The following is a 15,662-nucleotide window of genomic DNA, read 5'->3' on the forward strand; positions in this document are numbered from 1 at the left end:
CCTGTCTAGCCGGCGAGCTGGGCGGAAGGATCAACGGCGACGGTTGACCGTCATTGCCGCGCGAATCAGGTCGGCGCCGATTTCCGCTTCGTAGGTTTTCCAGACCGGCAGCATCTGCTCGCGCCAGGCCTGGCGTTCTTCCGGCGTCAGGGTGATCAGCTGACTGCTGCCGCTGGCGAGAATGCGCTCGCGATCGCGGCGATTCACCGCCGCGGCCTCTCGGTTCACCGCTTGGGTCACCTCGAGAATGATGCCCTCCAGCTCCGAGCGTACGGCGAAGGGCATGCTCAACCAGAAATCGTTGTTGGTAATCAGCATGTAGTCGAGCACGCCGTGGTTGCTCTCGGTGATGTATGGCTGAACGCTGTGCATGTTCTGGCTGAGGATGTTCGACCAGGGATTCTCGGCGCCCTGGACCACACCGCCCTTGAGCGATTCATAGACCTTGGCGAACGGCAGCACGACCGGCTTGGCACCGACGGCGGCGAACTGCGACTCGAGCACCGGCGACGGCTGGATGCGGAACGCCAGCCCGCTGGCATCGCTCGGCTTGCGCTGCGGTGTGGTCGCGGATAGCTGCTTCAGGCCGTTGTTCCAGTAAGCCAGGCCGTAGACGCCATGGGCCGCCATCGAACGCAGCAGCTCACGCGCCGCCTCGCGCTTCTGGAAACGCTGCAGCGCTTCGGCGTCATCGAACAGGAAGGGCAGGTCGAACAGCTGCAGTTTCTTGGTGTAGGGCGCGAACTTCGACATCGACGGCGCCAGCAGCTGCACCTTGTTGTCGAACAGTGCCTGCATCTCCTCGGCATCGCCGACCAGGGTCGAGTTCGGATAGACCTCGACCTTGATCTTGCCTGCCATGCGCTCCTCGACCAGCTGCTTGAGCAGCAGCGCGCCCTTGCCCTTGGGCGTGTCGTCCGCCACCACGTGGGCGAATTTGATGACGATCGGCGCATCGGCGGCCATCGCCGGCGCACTCAACCAATACAGGGCTGCGATCAGCGCAGCGACACAAGACTTGTACATCTGACCCCCAACGGGAAAAGCCCGAAGGCGCCTCGTGAGCACCATTCGAGTAGTTGATCGATTTTGATAAGGCCTGGCCTGGCGCAGGCGCGCAGCCAGTCTTTTATCTGAGGCGGCCAGATCAGCGCGTGTGGCAGTCGCCGGCTGGCCTTTATTGGAATGCGGCTGGCGAGGAAATCGGCGCGAGAGCCGTCGCCAGCCAGACGAAAGTCTTAGTGATCAACGCGTGCGGCACAAGGCTGAAAAAGCCCGACCAGCTCTCAAAACGAGACTTTGGTCGTAATTCGGCAGCCTTTGCCACGAGGCCCGCGGGAGCGCTCCGGCAGCAGAGGCCGGAGCGGTCGGGTCAGCGACGATTGACGGTCAGTGCCGCGCGCAGGATGTCACTGCCGATCTGCGCCTCGAACGACTTCCACACCGGCTGCAGGCTGCATCTTCGCCCGCCAGGCCTGGCGCTGCTCCGGCGTCAGGGTGACCAGCGTGGTGCCGCCACTGGCGAGCAGCTGTTCGCGTTCACGCGCGTTGATCGAGGCGGCCTCGGCGTTCACCGTCTGGGTGACCTCGAGCAGGATGCCGTCCAGCTCCGAGCGCACCGCAAAGGGAATGCTGGTCCAGAATCTGGAGTTGGTCACCAGCATGTAGTTGAGCACGCCATGGTTGGTTTCGGTGACATAGCTCTGCTGGCTGCTGGCGCTCTGTCCGCGGATGTTCGACCAGGGCCCCTCGGTGCCCTGCACCGTGCCACTCTGCATCGCCTTGGACACCTCGGAGAACGGCAGGCGCACGGCTTTGGCATCCACCGCGGCGAACTGTGCCTCGAGCACCGGCGACGGCTGGATACGGAACGCCAGATCCGCCGCATCGGCCGGATTGCGCAGCGGCTGATTGGCCGACAGCTGCTTGAGACCGTTATTCCAGTAGGCCAGCCCGTAGATGCCCCGATCGGCCATCGAGCGCAGCAGCTCGCGGCTGGTTTCGCGCTTCTGGAAACGCGCGACGGCCGCCTCGTCGTCGAACAGGAACGGCAGGTCGAACACTTCCAGCTTCGGCGAATACTCGATGAACTTGGACAGCGAGGGCGCCAGCATCTGCACCTTGTTGTCCAGCAGTGCCTGCATCTCGTCGGCGTCGCCGACCAGCGTCGAATTCGGGTACACCTCGACCTCGACCTGGCCGGCCAGGCGCTCGCGCACCAGCTTCTGGAACAGCAGCGCGCCCTTGCCCTTCGGCGTGTCGTCGCCGACCACGTGGGCGAACTTGATGACAATGGGTTCCGCGGCGTGCGTGATGACTGGCGACAGCAGCAGGAACAGCGCCGCACAGGGCGCAACAACCAGAGACTTGAACAACTTTTTACCCCCACGGGAAATAAGCTCGGCACGGCGCCTCGTGAGCTCCGTTCGAGTGGTTTTGCGATTGGATGTGGTTCAGCCCACGCCTGGTAGGGCGTTGCCGAGATGTGTAGCGCGGGATCAGCGCTCGGCGAACGAATTCGCAGGCTGATCTTTATTGGAATGGCGGTGACTGTTCAGTATCGGTTGGATATGCCCGGTCATCGAGCCGCGAAGTGTTGGCCATCAGCGGCTCTGGCACAAGGCTCGAAGCTCCGACCAGCTCTCAAAATCGAACATTGCATCGCTCAACCTCGGCGAACTTTATCGCCGCCGCCGGCTTCTACTGGCAACGCCCCGCCACTGGCCAATGCAATGACGCCCGCACAAACCGACCCGCAACCCATCGTGATCGACTGCCTGATCGTCGGCGGCGGCCCCGCGGGCCTCACCGCGGCACTGTACCTGGCGCGCTTCCGACGCAGCTGCATGGTGGTGGACGCCGGCTCGAGCCGGGCCTCGTGGATTCCGCGCTCGCGCAACTACCCGGGCTTTCCACCGGGCATCAACGGCAACGACCTGCTGGCAAGGCTGCGCGAACAGGCCAGCGGCTATGGCGCCCGCCTCGAACAGGGCCACGTCGAGCACATCGAGTCCCACGCCGAAGGCTTCAGCGTGCGCTACGGCGATCGACTGTGCATAACGCGGCGGATCATTCTCGCCACTGGCATCGAGGACACGCTGCCGGACATGCCCGGCGTCGAAAAGGCCATCGACGAAGGCAAGGTGCGGCTGTGCGCGATCTGCGACGGCTACGAGGTCGATGGCGACAACGTCGCGGTCTACGGCGAGGCGGAAAGCGCCATCACCCACGCGGTGTTCCTGCGCACCTTCACCGACCGGGTCACCGTGATCGTGCATGGCGAGCAGGATGCCTGCGATCAGGCCATTGCCCTGGCCGAGCACTACGCCATCCGGCTGATCGGCGACCGCGTCGAGTCCCTGCACCCCTGCGAGACCGGCATCGAACTGCTGACCTGTCGCGGCGAGCGGCACCACTTCGACATCATCTATCCCAGTCTCGGCGCGCGCTTTCGCTCCGAACTCGCCGTGCAGCTCGGCCTCGACTGCGACGAGTGCGGCGGCGTCAATGTGGACGAACATCGGCAGACTTCGCTACGAGGCCTCTATGCGATCGGTGACGTGACCATGGGCCTGAAGCAGATCAGCGTCGCCATCGGCCAGGCCGCGCAGGCCGCGACCGCCGTGCACAACAGCCTGGAAGCCAACCCCTGGGGTGGCTCGGTGGCTACCCGCACCTAGAGCAGTTCGCGCAGAAGCCTCCTCCCGGCGAATCGCGCCGCGGCCGAACCCGGCAACATCCATGCGCCACCGAAGGTCCAGTGCCCTGTGCGGTGAGTTGGTTGAGGCAAGTTCGGATGAACATGGCTCCAAGACAACGCGCTGCGACGAGTCATAGCGGGCTATGGTAAGGAGCAGCAACGCAGTATCGGGCCCATGGGCGCCGAAATTGACCAACTGAACTTACCAAACAGGCCACTAGACTTAGACAAGCCTCGCAGCGGAGCACCTCATGTCACTCAGCGTCTTCGACCTGTTCAAGATCGGCATCGGCCCGTCCAGCTCGCACACCGTCGGACCGATGCGAGCGGCGTTGCGCTTTGCCGAGGGTCTGCGCAACGAGGAACTGCTCGCCGCCACCGACCACCTCAGGGTCGAGCTGTACGGCTCGCTCGGTGCCACCGGCAAGGGCCACGGCAGCGACAAGGCTGTGCTACTGGGGCTCGAGGGCGAGCTACCGGAGCGCGTGGACACCGCAAGCATTCCCCAGCGCATGTCAGCGATGCGTGAATCCCGCGAGCTGCGCCTGCTCGGCGAGAAGGTCATCCACTTCGATATCAGCAACGACCTGCTATTCATCCGCAAGCCGCTGGCCTTCCACCCCAACGGCATGATCTTCCGCGCCTTCGACAGCGCCGGCCTGCAGGTGCGCAGCCGCGAATACTATTCGGTGGGCGGTGGTTTCGTGATCGACGAGCAGGCCGCCGGCGACGACCGAATCGTCGAGGACGCCACCACGCTGCCCTACCCCTTCCACAGCGCCGCCGAGCTGCTGCAGCACTGCACCACGCACGGGCTGTCCATCAGTCAGTTGATGCTGGCCAACGAGGCGGCCTGGCGCCCGGAGGCCGATACCCGTGCCGGCCTGCTGCGCATCTGGCAAGTGATGCAGGACTGTGTCAAAGCGGGCTGCCGCACCGAAGGCGTCATGCCCGGCGGCCTCAAGGTCCAGCGCCGTGCCGCCGGGCTGTACCGTCAGCTCAGCGAACACCCGGAAGCCAATCTGCGCGATGCGCTGAGCGTACTCGACTGGGTCGACCTCTACGCCCTCGCGGTCAACGAGGAGAACGCCAGCGGCGGCCGCGTAGTCACCGCGCCGACCAATGGCGCCGCCGGGATCGTACCGGCGCTGCTGCACTACTACATGCGCTTCATTCGTGGTGCCAATGAGGATGGGGTAGTGCGGTTTCTGCTGACGGCGGCGGCCATCGGCATCCTCTACAAGGAAAATGCGTCGATCTCCGGGGCCGAGGTCGGTTGCCAGGGCGAGGTCGGCGTCGCCTGCTCCATGGCTGCCGGGGCGCTGTGCGAAGTGCTCGGCGGCACGCCGCAACAGGTCGAAAACGCCGCCGAGATCGGCATGGAGCACAACCTGGGACTGACCTGCGACCCGGTCGGCGGGCTGGTTCAGGTGCCCTGCATCGAGCGCAACGCCATGGGCGCGGTGAAGGCGATCAACGCCGCACGCATGGCCCTGCGTGGCGACGGCAGCCACTTCATCTCACTGGACAAGGTGATCCGCACCATGCGCCAGACGGGCGCCGACATGAAGAGCAAGTACAAGGAAACCGCCCGTGGCGGGCTGGCGGTGAACATCATCGAGTGCTGAGCTTGATGCTGGGCATGTGCAAGTGCGCCCCCAAGACCTGATGCCCCCCGGCATAGCGCGCGGGCTGCCCACGAATCAACTGGGCGCGGCCAAACGGGCCCAGCCGAGACAGCGCGGCGTACCTCACCCCTCCGCCTTGCCCACCCCATGCTCGCGCAGTTTGTTGGCGATGGTGGTGTGCGACACGCCGAGCCGCTTGCCCAGCTGGCGGCTGCTCGGGAACTGCTTGTATAAGCCCTCCAGCACGGCCTTCTCGAAGCGCCCGACGATGCTCGCCAGATCGCCCTCCAGGGAGAAATCGCCCAGCGGCTGCGCCGCGCCGTAGCCCGGCAGGCGGATGTGCTCGGGCTTGATGGTGCCGCCCTCACACAGCGAAACCGCCTGGAACAGGGTGTTCTCCAGCTGCCGCACGTTGCCCGGCCAGTGGTAGCCGGCCAGCCGCTCCAGCGCCTGCGGCGAGAGCGTCGGCAGCGGACAGCCGATCTGCCGGCTGGCCTGGTCGATGAAGTGCAGCGCCAGCGGCTGCAGGCCGTCGAGGCAATCGCGCAGCGGCGGGATATGCAGCGACAGCACGTTGAGCCGGTGATACAGATCCTGCCGAAACTGACCGTTGGCGCAGAGTTCGGACAGGTCGAGCTGGGTCGCGCAGATCACCCGCACATCCAGATAGACCTCCTCGTCGCTGCCGACCCGACGAAAGCCGCCGTCCTGCAGAAAGCGCAGCAGCTTGGCCTGCAGCCGCGGGCTCATCTCGCCGACGCCATCGAGAAACAGCGTGCCGCCAGCCGTGAGTTCCAGCAGACCGAGCTTACCTTCCGGGCGCGCGCCTTCGAAGGCGCCGGGGCCGTAGCCGAACAGCTCGGTCTCGGCCATCGACTCCGGCAGGCCTGCGCAGTTGAGCGCCATGAACGGTGATTGCCCACGCGGACTCGACAGGTGACAGGCGCGCGCCAGCAGCTCCTTGCCGGTGCCGGTCTCGCCTTCGATCAGCAGCGGCGCATCCAGCGGTGCCATGCGCCGCGCTTCACGTACCACCGCGGCCATCACTTTCGAGCTCTGGAAGATGCTGTCGAAGCCGCGCAGCTCCTGTTTGCGCACCTGGTAGATGCGTTCACCCACCCGATCGGCGCGATGCAGGGTCAACACCGCGCCGGCCAGCGCCTCGCTGTCGTCGTGTTCGGATTGCAGCGGAGCGATGTCGGCGAGAAACACGTCGCCCTTGATCTTCACCCGCAGGCCGTTGATCCGCGCCTTGTTGGCGCGCACCAACTCGGGCAGGTCAAAGTCCTCGGCGTAGCGCGACAGGCTCATGCCCGGCACTTCGTCGACGCGCACGCCAAGCAGCTGCGCAGCGGCACGATTGGCGGCAACGATGGCACCGCTCATGTCGATGGAGAGGACGGGAAACTCCAGCGCACCGAGCAGTGCATTGAGCTCCAGGGAATGCCGCTCGCTGGGCATCAGGCTGACCTTGCGCAGCTCGAATACGCCGGGCAGCGCCTCGATCTTCGGCCGCAGCGCCTGCAGCTGCAGGTTCATCAGGTTCGGGCAGTGCAAATAGATGGCGTTGCCCTGCTCGCCACCGACCTCGCCGCGGGCGACGTTGATGCCGTAGTCGACCAGCAGGTTGAGCATGTCGCGCAGGATGCCGACGCGGTTCTGGCAGAGAATCTTGATACGCATGGCGGAGCCCTGTTGTTTTGTTGTGGGGCTGACGACGCTTCGTTCGAGCGCCGCAAATTTCCGTCAAGATTATTTGCCAGATAAGCCGCTTGGCAATGCCGCCGATCCGGCCACTGACGAAAACGTCAGACTTTCCTTACAGACAACACACGGCAAGGTGCGACATCGCGCCACAGCGGGACTCGCCGAGAGTACGTCTTCGCGTTCGAATGAGGGCAACAACAAGATGCCCAAGCGGCCAGGAGTACCGATGAAGACGACCCACTACGTAGCCCGCGAACCGGACGCGCAGGGGTATATTCATTACCCCGACGCCGAGCACGCGGTGTGGCAGACGCTGGTCGAGCGGCAGCTGAAGCTGCTCGAAGGGCGCGCCTGCCAGGAATACCTCGACGGCCTCGACCAGCTCGCCCTGCCTCACGAGCGCATCCCGCAGCTGGGCGAGATCAATCGCGTGCTCGAGGCAACCACCGGCTGGCAGGTGGAGCGCGTACCGGCGCTGATCCCCTTCCAGCGCTTTTTCGAACTGCTGGCGAGCAAGCGCTTTCCCGTCGCCACCTTTATCCGCACCCCGCAAGAGCTGGACTACCTGCAGGAGCCGGACATCTTCCACGAGATCTTTGGTCACTGCCCGCTGCTGACTAACCCGTGGTTCGCCGAATTCACCCACACCTACGGCCAGCTCGGATTGAAAGCCAGCAAGGAGGAACGGGTCTATCTCGCCCGGCTGTACTGGATGACCGTGGAGTTCGGCCTGGTGGAAACCCAGGCCGGGCTGCGCATCTATGGCGGCGGCATTCTTTCCTCGCCGAAGGAGACGCTCTACAGCCTGTCCGCCGAGCCTGAGCGGCAGCCGTTCGATGCCATGGAAGCCATGCGTACGCCCTATCGCATCGACATCCTGCAGCCGCTGTACTTCGTCCTGCCGGACCTCAAGCAGCTGTTCGACCTCGCCCAGCAGGACATCATGGCCATGGTCCGCGAGGCCATGCGCCTGGGCCTGCACCAGCCGAAGTTTCCGCCGAAGGCGGCGTGATTCGGCCCTGAGTGATGCTCGTGGTGGGCTAAAGCCCACCCTACGGGCGCCATCTGTTCTGTAGGGTGGGCTTCAGCCCACCACTTGCCTAAGCTTCAACCTTCGAACGACTTCAATCATCAAGAAAGGGACCTACACCATGACCGCCCTCGCCCAAGCCCAGTGCGAAGCCTGCCGCGCCGATGCACCCAAAGTGTCCGATGAAGAACTGGCCGAGCTGATCCGCGAAATCCCCGACTGGAACATCGAGACGCGCGGCGACCACATGGAGCTGGAGCGTGTCTTCCTGTTCCGCAACTTCCGCCACGCCCTGGCCTTTACCAACGCAGTCGGCGCCATCGCCGAGGAGGTCGGCCACCATCCCGCCCTGCTCACCGAATGGGGCAAGGTCACCGTCACCTGGTGGAGCCACGAGATGCGCGGCCTGCACCGCAACGACTTCATCATGGCCGCCCGCACCGACCAGCTCGCCGCCAGCGCGGAGGGCCGCAAGTAATGCATTTCGGCCAGATTCCCCGCGTGCCCGGCGACCCGATCCTCGGCCTGATGGACCTGTATCGCGCCGACACCAACCCGGCCAAGCTCGACCTGGGCGTCGGCGTCTACAAGGACGCCCAGGGCCTGACGCCGATCCCGCGCGCGGTGAAGCTGGCCGAGCAGCGCCTGGTGGACAGTGAGCAGACCAAGAGCTACATCGGCGGCCACGGCGACGCCCAGTTCGGCACCCTCTTGCTGCGTCAGGTGCTCGGCAGCCGCGCCATTGCCCTCGGCGAGCAGCGCGCCGGCTGCACCCAGGCGCCGGGCGGCACCGGTGCGCTGCGTCTGGCCGGCGAGTTCATCGCCAAGTGCCTGCCCGGGCGCAGCATCTGGCTGAGCGATCCCACCTGGCCGATCCACGAAACCCTGTTCGCCGCCGCCGGCCTGCGCGTGCAGCACTATCCCTACGTCGGTGCCGACAACCGCCTCGATGTCGACGGCATGCTCGCCGCACTGCAGCAGGTGCCGACCGGCGACGTGGTGCTGCTGCACGCCTGCTGCCACAACCCCACCGGCTTCGACCTGAATCACGACGACTGGCTGCGGGTGCTGGAGGTGGTGCGTGCGCGCGAGCTGCTGCCACTGTTCGACTTCGCCTACCAGGGCTTCGGCGACGGACTCGAAGAGGACGCCTGGGCAGTTCGACTGTTCGCCGAAACGCTGCCGGAAATGCTCATCACCAGCTCCTGCTCGAAGAACTTCGGCCTTTATCGCGAACGTACCGGCGCGCTGATCGCCGTCACCAGCGATGCCGAGCGCCTGCTCGACGTGCGCAGCCAGCTCGCGTCGCTGGCCCGCAACCTCTGGTCGACGCCACCGGCCCACGGCGCTGCGGTGGTGGCGACGATCCTGGCCGATGAGCCCCTGCGGCAGATCTGGCAGGACGAGGTGGAACGCATGCGCCGGCGCATCGCCAGCCTGCGTCAGGGGCTGGTCGAGGCGCTGACGCCGTATGGGCTGGCCGAGCGCTTCGCGCACATCGCCCAGCAGCGCGGGATGTTCTCCTATACCGGCCTGACCGCCGAGCAGGTACGCCGGCTGCGCGCCGAAGATTCGGTGTATCTGGTGGAAAGCGGTCGGGCCAACGTCGCCGGGCTGGATGCCGAACGCCTGGACGATCTGGCCAGGGCCATCGCGCGGGTGGTTTCGAACTAGGCATGGTGCGCGCCGGTGACGCCGCTTCTGGCGACGCCGCCGGGTACGCCGGAGCGAGGAGACAGTCGCGCGGCTCGTGACCACGCAGCTGACTGCCGAAGCAGCGCCGGCACAGTAGCGCGGCAAGCTTTCAGCCGGCTTTCAACGCGCGCCCACGCTGCCTATGCTGAGCGAAAGTCATCCGCCAGCGCCGCCATGCCTGAATCCAGCGACCTCCAGCAACAACTCGCCGCCCTGCACCAGCAGGGCTTCGTGCTGCTGCCTGCGGTGATCGATCCGCCAACGATCACGGAACTGCGCGAAGCCATCGATGGCCTCGAACCCATCCACTGGGATTATCAGGGCCTGGTCGACGATCACTTCAAGTGCGTCTTCAATCGCTCGCCGTTCTGGCTGCGCTTTCTCGATCTGCCCGGCGTGATCGAACTGGCCGAGGCGGCGCTCGGCACGGACTGCCACATCATCGGCCAGACCGCCTGGCGCAGCCGCCCGGGCTTTATCGGCGGCGAGCTGCATGCCGACTACCTGGCCATGGAGCTGCCGGAAAGCCTGCTCGCCGACCCCGCCTTCGAGCTGCCGATGCAGGTCTGCACCGCGCACCTGTACCTGGACGACATCGACGCCGACCTCTGCCCGACCCTGGTGATTCCCGGCAGCCACCGCGCCGGGCGCAAGCCGCGCCCGGGCGAAACGCAGTGGCACGGCCGCGCGCCTGAGCCAGTGCTGTGCCAGGCCGGCGACCTGCTGTTCTTTCGCAGCGACCTCTGGCACGCCGGCAGTCGCAACCGCACGACCGAGCGCTGCCGCTACCTTCTGCAGATCCACTACGGCCGGCGCATGGTGGCGCAGAAGTTCTCGCCCTACCTGCACTTCAGCTTCAACCCCGAAGTGCTGGCCGCCGCCACGCTGCGACAGCGTCGCCTGCTCGGCGAGCACGAAGCGGCCGAATACGACTGAAACCCCTGGCACCGAACCTGCATCGACCGAGGCCCGCCGCGCCCGCGCGGCCATTGACTCGCATTCGCCAGATGAGGATTCGCCATGATCAGCAGTCGTGAACAGGTCACCCAGATGATCGTCTCCGCCAAGGTGCGCAAGGGCCTGAAGTGGGCGCATGTCGCCGAAAGCATCGGCATGTCCAAGGAGTGGACCACCGCCGGCTGCCTCGGTCAGATGGCCTTCGACAAGGCCCAGGCGGAAACCCTGGGGCAGCTCTTCGAACTCTCCGACGAGGCCGTCGCCTGGCGGCAGATCGCGCCCTACAAAGGCTCGCTGCCCACCGCAGTGCCGAGCGACCCGCTGATCTACCGCTGGTACGAGCTGGTCAACGTCTACGGCACCACCATCAAGGAACTGATCCACGAGGAGTTCGGTGACGGCATCATGAGCGCCATCGACTTCTCCATGGATATCCAGCGCCAGAGCGACCCCAAGGGCGATCGCGTCAACGTCGTGCTGTCCGGCAAATTCCTGCCCTACAAGAGCTACTAAGCGGCCGGGCCAAACCCATCAGCGGGTGCAGATCTCCCCGCGTGCCAGGCTTTCCACGCTGTTGCCCAGCGGGTCGGTGGCACTCAGGTCCGCACCACGTCCGCGCAGCACCTGGAGCAATGCCTTGCGCTGGCCGGGATCGCACTCGCTGGCCAGCTGGGGAGAGAACGTCGCTCCGCTTGCGGTAGCTTCGCGCTAGGGCGCCATTCCGGTGCGCGCATCCAGCTCGTTGCACCAGCACGAGCCAGCCTTGATGAAGGCGTCATCGCGTGCGCGCCGAGTTGGCCGATCGGTCAGCAATGGCATGGCATCTGCAATCTGGCTGCATCCACCTTTGCGGAGCATCCACCATGAAACAGCCCGTCGATACCGACTACCCCTTGAGCGAAGTGCCAGCCGGCGCGCGCAAGGGGCTGTGGTCCACCTCCATCCTGCTGTTCGGCTTCACCTTCTTCACCGCCACCATGTTCGCCGGCGGCAAGATCGGCCTCGCCTTCGACTTCAAGACCATGCTCTGGGCAGCGGTGATCGGCAATCTGCTGCTCGGCGCCTATGCCGCGGTGCTCGGTCTGATCGCCTGCCGCAGCGGGCTGAACTCGGTACTGATGGGGCGCTTCTGCTTCGGCGAGGTCGGCAGTCGGCTGTCCGACCTCCTGCTCGGCTTCACCCAGATCGGCTGGTACGCCTGGGGCACGGCGACGATCGCCATCGTCCTGGTGCGGCTGCTGGAGTTGCCGGAAAGCTGGACGCTGCCGTTGATGGTGCTGTTCGGTTTCGGCTTCTGCCTGACCGCCTTCGTCGGCTACAAGGGCCTCGACCTGCTCTCGCGCATCGCGGTGCCGGCGATGCTGATCCTGTTGATCGCATCGCTGTGGACCGCCACCCGCGACATTGGCGGGCTGGACGGCCTGCTCGCGGTGCAGCCGGGCGACAGCCTGACCTTCGGCACGGCCATCACCATGATCTTCGGCACCTTCGTCAGCGGCGCGACCCAGGCCACCAACTGGACGCGTTTCGCCCGCAGCAGCCAGGTCGCGGTATGGGCCAGCCTGATTGGCTTCTTCATCGGCAACGGCCTGATGATCATCGCCGGCGCCTACGGGGCAATCGTCTATCAGCAGCCGGACATCGTCGAAGTGCTGGTGCTGCAGGGGCTGTCGATGGCCGCGGTGGTGATGCTGTTTCTCAACCTCTGGACCACCCAGGACAACACCATCTACAACTTCGCCGCCGCCGGCTGCAACCTGCTACGTACCGAGCGCCGCCGGCTGGTGACCCTCAGTGGAGCTTTCGTCGGCACGCTGCTGGCGCTGGGTGGCATGTACGAACTGCTGATCCCCTTTCTGATCCTGCTCGGCTCGATCATCCCGCCTATCGGCGGCGTGATCATGGCCGACTACTTCTACCGCCATCGCGGGCAGTACCCGAAGCTGGCCGAAGCGCACCTGCCCAAGTACAACAGCCTGGGCCTGGCGGCCTATGTGCTGGGCGCTGCCTGCGCCTACTTCTCGCCCTGGGTGGCGCCCATCGTCGGCATACTGGTGGCCGCCGCAGCCTATATTGTGCTGTACGAGGGCCAGCGCCTGGCCCTGTCGCGCACGGTGCTGACGCAAACCGACGCCCGCTGATCAAGGAGCCATTATGAACATCCTCAACGCACGCCTGCGCGGCCGCAGCGGCCTGTACCGCATCGAACTGGACGGCGCGCGCATCGCCGCCATCAGCGCGCAGCAGGCGCCAGCCGAAGCCAACGAGGGCGACATCGACGCCGCCAGCAATCTGGTGGTGCCACCCTTCATCGAACCGCACATTCATCTGGACGCCACCCTCACCGCCGGCGAGCCGGCCTGGAACATGAGCGGCACGCTGTTCGAGGGCATCGAGCGCTGGGGCGAGCGCAAGGCGCTGGTCACCCACGAGGACACCAAGGCCCGGGCCAAGAAAACCATCGACATGCTGGTCGACCACGGCATCCAGCATGTGCGCACGCATGTCGACGTTACCGACCCGACGCTGTCGGCGCTCAAATCCATGCTCGAGGTGCGCGAGGAAACCCGCCACCTGATCGACCTGCAGATCGTCGCCTTCCCGCAGGAGGGCATCGAGTCGTTCAAGGGCGGGCGCGAGCTGATGACCGAGGCGATCGCCATGGGCGCCGATGTGGTCGGCGGCATTCCACACTTCGAGAACACCCGCGACCAGGGCGTCAGCTCGATCAAGTTCCTCATGGACCTGGCCGAGCGCGCGGGCTGCCTGGTGGACGTGCACTGCGACGAGACCGATGACCCGCAGTCGCGCTTTCTCGAAGTGCTCGCCGAGGAGGCGCGGGTGCGCGAGATGGGCGAACGCGTCACCGCCAGCCACACCACGGCGATGGGCTCCTACGACAACGCCTACTGCTCCAAGCTGTTCCGCCTGCTCAAGCAATCGAAGATCAACTTTGTCTCCTGCCCGACCGAGAGCATCCACCTGCAGGGCCGCTTCGACACCTATCCCAAGCGCCGCGGCCTGACCCGCGTGGCCGAGATCGACCGCGCCGGGATGAACGTCTGCTTCGGCCAGGATTCCATCGTCGATCCCTGGTACCCGCTGGGCAACGGCAACATCCTGCGCATCCTCGAAGCCGGGCTGCACATCTGCCACATGCTCGGCTACGAGGACCTGCAGCGCTGCCTGGACCTGATCACCGACAACAGCGCGCGCACCCTGAACCTGGGCGAACGCTACGGGCTGGAGGTGGGGCGTCCGGCCAACCTGCTGGTGCTGTCGGCGCCGGACGATTACGAGATGCTGCGCACCCAGGGCCATGCCCTGCTTTCGGTGCGCAATGGTGAGGTGCTGATGCGCCGTACACCGGCGCAGATCCAGCGTTACTGAGCGGCGGCGGTGGTCTTGCGCAGACGGTTGAGGTTGGCCATTTCCTCGGCCGGCGTCAGCTTCAGCTGCGAGAGATAGGCCGCCAGCGCCTCTACGTCCGCCGCGGAAAGCTGCGCGGCGACGCCGATCATCACCGAACCTGCGCGGCTGGGGTCCTTCTCGCGAAAGCGCGTCAATGCCTTGCGAATGTACTCGTCAGGTTGTCCGGCCAGCCGCGGCATGGTCTCCATGCCCTCGGCGTGAGCGCCGTGACAACCTGTGCAGGTAGTCTGGAAGATCTTTTCCCCGCTGTTGCGTAGCGCGGCATCCACAGTGCCAGCCGGTGGATTGACCTTCTGCTGGCTGAAGTACACCGCGATGTTCACCCGCTCCTCCATGCTGAGATTCTGCGCCAGCTTGGACATGACGAAGTCGGTGCGCTCGCCGCTGGCGAACTTCTCGAAGGCATGGAACAGGTACAGCGGATTCTGCCCGGCCAGATTGGGAATGTGCTTGCGCTTGCTGTTACCGGTTTCACCGTGGCAGTAGGAACAGAATACCGCACGCTCCTGCCCGGCCAGGCTGGCCAGCTCGCGCCGTTGCTCATCGGCCATGATTTGGTTGAAGCGCTCGATGGCCTCCTCGCTGGCATGGGAGAGCGGAACGAAGCAGGCAAGCAGAGCGAGAACGAGCTTACGCATGGGGGTATCCGTACTGAGCCGATGGGTATTTGCGGGCGCTTGACTATAGGCAGCCCACCACCCGCCGACCCCGGCACAGGTCAACGAAAACGGTCGTGACGACCGAGGCCGCGAACTTTCGTGACACACATCACAGCGCACCAGAGAGCCATGGTCCGATAGGACATGGACGCCGTAATGAGTGGTTTATCGGCCAAATGCGAGCAGTGCGCGCCTTTGCCGCATTGACGATAGAAAAAAACGATGAAGCGTTTTGCCAGATAGACCAGACAGGAAGGAGGCATTCGACTAAAGTAGCAACCCTTCACCACCGAGGAGCCGTAACCCCCATGCTAGATGGACATGCAGAGCTGACCATGACCGTGCTGATGACGCCGGACAAAGCCAATTTCTCCGGCAACGTACATGGCGGCACGCTGCTCAAGTATCTCGACGAAGTTGCCTATGCCTGCGCCAGCCGCTATGCCGGGCAGTACGTCGTCACCCTCTCGGTGGACCAGGTGGTGTTCCGCCAGCCGGTGCATGTCGGCGAGCTGGTCACCTTCCTCGCCTCGGTCAACTACACCGGCACCACCTCGATGGAAATCGGCATCAAGGTCGTAACCGAAGACATCCGCTCGAAGACCGTGCGTCACACCAACAGCTGCTTCTTCACCATGGTCGCCCTCGGCGAGGACGGCAAGCCGGTGCCGGTGCCGCCGCTGAATCCGAAGACCCCCGAGCAGCAGCGCCGCTTCGCCCAGGCCTACCAGCGCCGCGAAATCCGTCGTGAGCTGGAACACCGCTACAGCGAACTGCGCGCGGGCAGCGAGCGCCTCGCCGCGGTGAATTAGACATCGCCCTCGACGGCACAGCGGGACTTCGGCGGCGCCGGA

The 15,662-nt window shown here is 65.3% G+C and carries 13 protein-coding genes and 1 pseudogene; 10 read left to right on the forward strand and 4 right to left on the reverse strand.

All coding sequences use genetic code 11. The features are described from left to right. Positions 1–30 precede the first annotated feature (30 nt). Entirely contained in the window at positions 31–1,026 is a 996-nt protein-coding gene (locus LO50_RS05455) for a TRAP transporter substrate-binding protein (protein WP_044314354.1), read from the reverse strand. Between the two features lie 346 nt (positions 1,027–1,372). Next, positions 1,373–2,375: pseudogene (locus LO50_RS05460) on the reverse strand (TRAP transporter substrate-binding protein). A gap of 357 nt (positions 2,376–2,732) precedes the next feature. Here LO50_RS05460 and LO50_RS05465 point away from each other — a divergent pair. Beyond that, positions 2,733–3,680 carry an NAD(P)/FAD-dependent oxidoreductase gene (locus tag LO50_RS05465; protein ID WP_044314355.1) on the forward strand — a complete coding sequence of 316 codons (948 nt, stop codon included), beginning with the start codon at positions 2,733–2,735 and terminating at the stop codon, positions 3,678–3,680. Positions 3,681–3,951: 271 nt separating this feature from the next. Continuing rightward, positions 3,952–5,328 (forward strand): L-serine ammonia-lyase, encoded by a 1,377-nt coding sequence (locus tag LO50_RS05470; protein ID WP_044314356.1) that lies wholly within the window; start codon positions 3,952–3,954, stop codon positions 5,326–5,328. A 123-nt stretch (positions 5,329–5,451) separates the two neighbouring features. Here LO50_RS05470 and LO50_RS05475 read toward each other — a convergent pair whose 3' ends face one another. After that, positions 5,452–7,011 (reverse strand): sigma-54-dependent phenylalanine hydroxylase transcriptional regulator PhhR, encoded by a 1,560-nt coding sequence (locus LO50_RS05475; RefSeq protein ID WP_044314357.1) that lies wholly within the window; start codon positions 7,009–7,011, stop codon positions 5,452–5,454. A 250-nt stretch (positions 7,012–7,261) separates the two neighbouring features. Here LO50_RS05475 and phhA point away from each other — a divergent pair, with 250 nt between their 5' ends. From phhA to codA, 7 genes are all read left to right on the forward strand, one after another. After that, entirely contained in the window at positions 7,262–8,047 is a 786-nt protein-coding gene (gene phhA / locus LO50_RS05480) for a phenylalanine 4-monooxygenase (RefSeq protein WP_044314358.1), read from the forward strand. A gap of 139 nt (positions 8,048–8,186) precedes the next feature. Continuing rightward, the gene (locus tag LO50_RS05485; RefSeq protein ID WP_003279993.1) at positions 8,187–8,543 is read left to right on the forward strand and encodes a 4a-hydroxytetrahydrobiopterin dehydratase; all 357 of its coding nucleotides are present in this window, start codon (positions 8,187–8,189) and stop codon (positions 8,541–8,543) included. Beyond that, complete coding sequence (locus tag LO50_RS05490; RefSeq protein WP_044314359.1) at positions 8,543–9,739, forward strand: amino acid aminotransferase; 1,197 nt, start codon at positions 8,543–8,545, stop codon at positions 9,737–9,739. The genes LO50_RS05485 and LO50_RS05490 overlap by 1 nt, the downstream gene beginning before the upstream one ends. A 195-nt stretch (positions 9,740–9,934) precedes the next feature. Next, positions 9,935–10,696 (forward strand): phytanoyl-CoA dioxygenase family protein, encoded by a 762-nt coding sequence (locus LO50_RS05495; protein ID WP_044314360.1) that lies wholly within the window; start codon positions 9,935–9,937, stop codon positions 10,694–10,696. A gap of 84 nt (positions 10,697–10,780) precedes the next feature. Then, positions 10,781–11,230 (forward strand): cyanase, encoded by a 450-nt coding sequence (gene cynS / locus LO50_RS05500; RefSeq protein WP_044314361.1) that lies wholly within the window; start codon positions 10,781–10,783, stop codon positions 11,228–11,230. A 350-nt stretch (positions 11,231–11,580) separates the two neighbouring features. After that, a complete protein-coding gene (gene codB, locus LO50_RS05505) occupies positions 11,581–12,858 on the forward strand; it encodes a cytosine permease (RefSeq protein ID WP_044314362.1) in 1,278 nt (425 codons plus the stop codon). A gap of 13 nt (positions 12,859–12,871) precedes the next feature. Further along, positions 12,872–14,107, forward strand: coding sequence for a cytosine deaminase (gene codA / locus LO50_RS05510; RefSeq protein WP_003298675.1), 1,236 nt, complete (start codon positions 12,872–12,874; stop codon positions 14,105–14,107). On the opposite strand, the gene LO50_RS05515 is transcribed toward codA, so the two are convergent. Beyond that, a complete protein-coding gene (locus tag LO50_RS05515; RefSeq protein WP_044314363.1) occupies positions 14,101–14,787 on the reverse strand; it encodes a c-type cytochrome in 687 nt (228 codons plus the stop codon). The two genes, codA and LO50_RS05515, sit on opposite strands and share 7 nt — an antisense overlap. Before the next feature lie 329 nt (positions 14,788–15,116). Between LO50_RS05515 and LO50_RS05520 the strand changes: the two genes are divergently transcribed. Further along, a complete protein-coding gene (locus LO50_RS05520; RefSeq protein ID WP_044314364.1) occupies positions 15,117–15,620 on the forward strand; it encodes an acyl-CoA thioesterase in 504 nt (167 codons plus the stop codon). Positions 15,621–15,662: the final 42 nt, after the last annotated feature.

The organism is Stutzerimonas stutzeri (genome assembly GCF_000935215.1).
Lineage (GTDB): Bacteria > Pseudomonadota > Gammaproteobacteria > Pseudomonadales > Pseudomonadaceae > Stutzerimonas.

What these genes read in the sequence shown, in the direction of transcription:
- LO50_RS05470 (WP_044314356.1), top strand. Translation starts at nt 3,952, where the DNA reads ATGTCACTCAGCGTCTTCGACCTGTTCAAGATCGGCATCGGCCCGTCC.
- cynS (WP_044314361.1), top strand. Translation starts at nt 10,781, where the DNA reads ATGATCAGCAGTCGTGAACAGGTCACCCAGATGATCGTCTCCGCCAAG.
- LO50_RS05515 (WP_044314363.1), bottom strand. Translation starts at nt 14,787, where the DNA reads ATGCGTAAGCTCGTTCTCGCTCTGCTTGCCTGCTTCGTTCCGCTCTCC.
- LO50_RS05475 (WP_044314357.1), bottom strand. Translation starts at nt 7,011, where the DNA reads ATGCGTATCAAGATTCTCTGCCAGAACCGCGTCGGCATCCTGCGCGAC.
- LO50_RS05465 (WP_044314355.1), top strand. Translation starts at nt 2,733, where the DNA reads ATGACGCCCGCACAAACCGACCCGCAACCCATCGTGATCGACTGCCTG.
- LO50_RS05495 (WP_044314360.1), top strand. Translation starts at nt 9,935, where the DNA reads ATGCCTGAATCCAGCGACCTCCAGCAACAACTCGCCGCCCTGCACCAG.
- LO50_RS05520 (WP_044314364.1), top strand. Translation starts at nt 15,117, where the DNA reads ATGCTAGATGGACATGCAGAGCTGACCATGACCGTGCTGATGACGCCG.
- LO50_RS05455 (WP_044314354.1), bottom strand. Translation starts at nt 1,026, where the DNA reads ATGTACAAGTCTTGTGTCGCTGCGCTGATCGCAGCCCTGTATTGGTTG.
- LO50_RS05490 (WP_044314359.1), top strand. Translation starts at nt 8,543, where the DNA reads ATGCATTTCGGCCAGATTCCCCGCGTGCCCGGCGACCCGATCCTCGGC.
- phhA (WP_044314358.1), top strand. Translation starts at nt 7,262, where the DNA reads ATGAAGACGACCCACTACGTAGCCCGCGAACCGGACGCGCAGGGGTAT.
- codA (WP_003298675.1), top strand. Translation starts at nt 12,872, where the DNA reads ATGAACATCCTCAACGCACGCCTGCGCGGCCGCAGCGGCCTGTACCGC.
- LO50_RS05485 (WP_003279993.1), top strand. Translation starts at nt 8,187, where the DNA reads ATGACCGCCCTCGCCCAAGCCCAGTGCGAAGCCTGCCGCGCCGATGCA.
- codB (WP_044314362.1), top strand. Translation starts at nt 11,581, where the DNA reads ATGAAACAGCCCGTCGATACCGACTACCCCTTGAGCGAAGTGCCAGCC.